The organism is Clostridium tarantellae, assembly GCF_009295725.1.
Lineage (GTDB): Bacteria > Bacillota > Clostridia > Clostridiales > Clostridiaceae > Sarcina > Sarcina tarantellae.
The window spans coordinates 1-3243 of the sequence record NZ_WHJC01000346.1; the positions used below are offsets into that span (position 1 = coordinate 1).

At 24.9% G+C, this 3243-nt stretch carries 3 protein-coding genes; all 3 read right to left on the reverse strand.

The window, feature by feature from the left end; translation table 11 throughout:
- Window positions 1–780, reverse strand: a 780-nt coding sequence (locus tag GBZ86_RS14160; protein ID WP_152891733.1) for a sulfite exporter TauE/SafE family protein, incomplete at its 3' end; no start/stop codon positions are given.
- Between the two features lie 142 nt (window positions 781–922).
- On the reverse strand, window positions 923–1822 hold the full coding sequence (gene amrS, locus GBZ86_RS14165; protein ID WP_152891735.1) for an AmmeMemoRadiSam system radical SAM enzyme: 900 nt from the start codon (window positions 1820–1822) through the stop codon (window positions 923–925).
- Window positions 1815–3218, reverse strand: coding sequence for an AmmeMemoRadiSam system protein A (gene amrA / locus GBZ86_RS14170; RefSeq protein WP_152891737.1), 1404 nt, complete (start codon window positions 3216–3218; stop codon window positions 1815–1817). Before amrA ends, amrS begins: the two co-directional genes overlap by 8 nt.
- Window positions 3219–3243: the final 25 nt, after the last annotated feature.

Consider the following 3243-nt stretch of genomic DNA (forward strand, 5'->3'; position numbering starts at 1 on the left):
TATAAATACAATAACAATATTATAAATATTTAATATAATCAATGCTATTACTACTAAATTAAACACTTTTAATATAGTACTACTAGTAAGCTGCTTATTCAATTTAGATCCAATAACTCCACCTAATATTCCACCAATAATCATAACTGGTAACATACTTAAATCATAAGCTTTAAATCCTGATTTTAAAGCTATAGAAACTAATTTAGCACCTTGTGAAAATAATATTGTTACAATAGAATTAATGGCTGCTTCTTTTGTATTCATAGAAAAGAATATTGTAAGTACACAAACATTTACAGGGCCTCCTCCTATACTTAAAAAAGAAGAAATGAAACCTAACATAACACCTATAAAGATACAAGCTATACTATTTTGAATACAAAAACTTTTCATTTTTTCTTTATTATTCATATATATATATGTTAAAATCAATAAAATAGCTAAAATAAAGTTCTGTATTATAGTAACTAGAATATCATTTTGTAAAAAGTTCATTATTTCTATTAATATCTCTTCACCAACTATACCTCCAATTATAGAACCTATACCAATAAATATAGTTTTTCTAATTTCTAATTTAACATTATATCTTATTTGTTTTATTATAGATACTATAGCCATAAAAAAAACTGTAAAAGATGATAAAATCCCTATAGTTGAAATAGTAAAATCACCCATAACATCTAAAATTGGTTTTATTATTACCCCTCCACCTATTCCTGCCATAGCACCTATTGTTGTAGCCATAATTGATATAAGAAAATAAATTATTCCCATAATTCCCCCCACCTTTTCACAAACTAACCACCTATAAGTTATATATTATATTTTTTGTAAATAAAATACAATATATTTCCAAAAAATTACTCTAGAGTATTTAATCCTTATTTAAAATAATAAATTAAATACTCTAGAGCAACTATTCAGTACAAATTTTAAGTTCTTCCACAGTTAAATTTCCTAAATATACATTTTTTAAATATTTTTTTAAAATCCTATAAGATTTTTTCATTTGCTCTAAAGAAGTTAATTCTTCATTCATCTTATATCTTGGAAAATATCTAGATAAATGAATAGGAATATCTTCATCTATGGATTTTAAAAATTTTCCTATATGGTTAATAGTTTCATCATCTGTATTAAATTTTGGTACTAAAAGAGTAGTTATTTCTATATGACATCCCATTTCTTTAGATATTTTTATAGTGTTTTTCACCTCATTTAAAGTTCCAAAACAAATATCTTTATAATATTTGTTATTACCTTTTAAATCAATATTTAAAGCATCTACATAAGGTAATAATCTCTTTAAAGGTTCTTCATTTATATATCCATTAGTTACAAGAACTATTTTATGATTTTTATTTAAATTTTTAATCATTCTTGAAACATCCAAAACATACTCATACCAAATAGTAGGTTCATTGTAAGTAAAAGCTAATCCCATATTATTTTTTAAATTCAAAGAAGTATCACACATATCTTTTGCAGATATATACTGGCTTTTAGCTCTATATTGAGAAATACTAAAATTTTGACAAAATGTACATTTAAAATTACATCCAAAAGAACCTATAGATAATATATAAGATCCTGGATAAAAATTATACAAAGGCTTTTTTTCTATAGGATCTAAAGACATTGATGTAATTTCTCCATAATTAAGTGTATATAATTTTAAATTTCCTTCATAATCTTTTTTTACTTCTCTTACATTACATATTCCAGTTCTTCCCTCACTAATTAGACAGTTATGTGGACAAAGTTCACATCTTATATTATTACCTTCTTTTTTATAAAATAATGCTTCTTTATTCATTATTATCTACCTCAGAAAATCTTTTAACCATAAATCTTTCTATGGAATAATTTTCATTAGAAGATATATTTCCTTTTTCAAGAGCAATTGAAATCTGTTGTTTTATATTATCAACTCCTTCTAAGTTAGGTAGTAGTAATCCTCGTTTCCTTCCTGAAGTTACAATTATTCCATAGACTTTAGGATTTAATTCTTCAAAAGTTGTTTTTTCTGCTGGATATAGTAAATCTACTGAAATATCTACTTCTAGCAACTCTTCTTTTCTTAAAGGTAAAAATCTTGGATCATTTAAAGCAGCACTTAAAGAATTTTTTATTATTTCTTCTGCTATAGAACTAGTTGTTGGTTCTATAGTACCTATGCATCCTCTAAGTTCTCCATTTATTTTTAAGGAAACAAATACACCTTTTTTATCATTAATTAATTCTTCATTTTCAATAGTTTTTAAATCTATTATTTCACCTTTATTAAAATAATTATCTAAATTTTTTCTAGCTAATTTTGTATAAGGATTATCTATTTTCATTCTTTTTTTATGTTCTTCTTCTTTTATATTATGAATTTTTTTAAATAACTCATCATTACTATTTGTATGAAAATCAATTACTGCATAACCAACTCCAAAAGGCCCTTCATAGCTCAATAAATCTCCCTTAACTTTTGTTGAATTAATAGCCCCTGCTAAAATATATAAAGATCTTAATCCACATTCTCCAGCTTCTCTAATCAAATGATTATTCATATTAAATAATTCTTCTAAATTTCCTGATGTTAATATATTTATTAGACTATTATCAAATTTTTTCCCAAAAGGACTATAACTATAAGACCCTTCTTCCTTTAATCTATGAGATAAATCTCCTGATGCAATAAATACAGCTTCAGTTTTAATATCTTCCACAGCTTTTTTTATAGCTGTACCAAACTTTAATAACTCTATAGGTGAAAGCATTCCATAAGTTATATGAACTAATTCATATTTATCTTCATTACCTACAAAATATAAAGGAACCATAGCCCCATGATCTAATTCCAATGAAACCTTATATTTCCTTGCCATTTCTTCATCTAAAGGAACTATGGTAATTCCTTTATCAACAGCATTTTTAATTATACTTTCACTTAAACTTTTATCTATTTTATATGAGAGCTTAACTTGTGGAGCACCAAATTTACTAAGGTTACCATTAAGTTTATCAGTGTAAAACATAGCAATGCCATCTCTAAATATAGGTCCATGAGGGGTTATAATAATAATTGTTTTAGCTCCTGACTCTTCTATTTTTTCACTTATTTTTTTACAACTTTCTATTGTTTTATTTATTTCTTTCTCTCTACCTTTTCCTACCTCAGAAACAATTATTGGTGGATGAGGCATCAAATAATAACCTTTCATAATAGATCACCTCTTTAATTTATTT

What these genes read in the sequence shown, in the direction of transcription:
- amrA (WP_152891737.1), bottom strand. Translation starts at nt 3,218, where the DNA reads ATGAAAGGTTATTATTTGATGCCTCATCCACCAATAATTGTTTCTGAG.
- amrS (WP_152891735.1), bottom strand. Translation starts at nt 1,822, where the DNA reads ATGAATAAAGAAGCATTATTTTATAAAAAAGAAGGTAATAATATAAGA.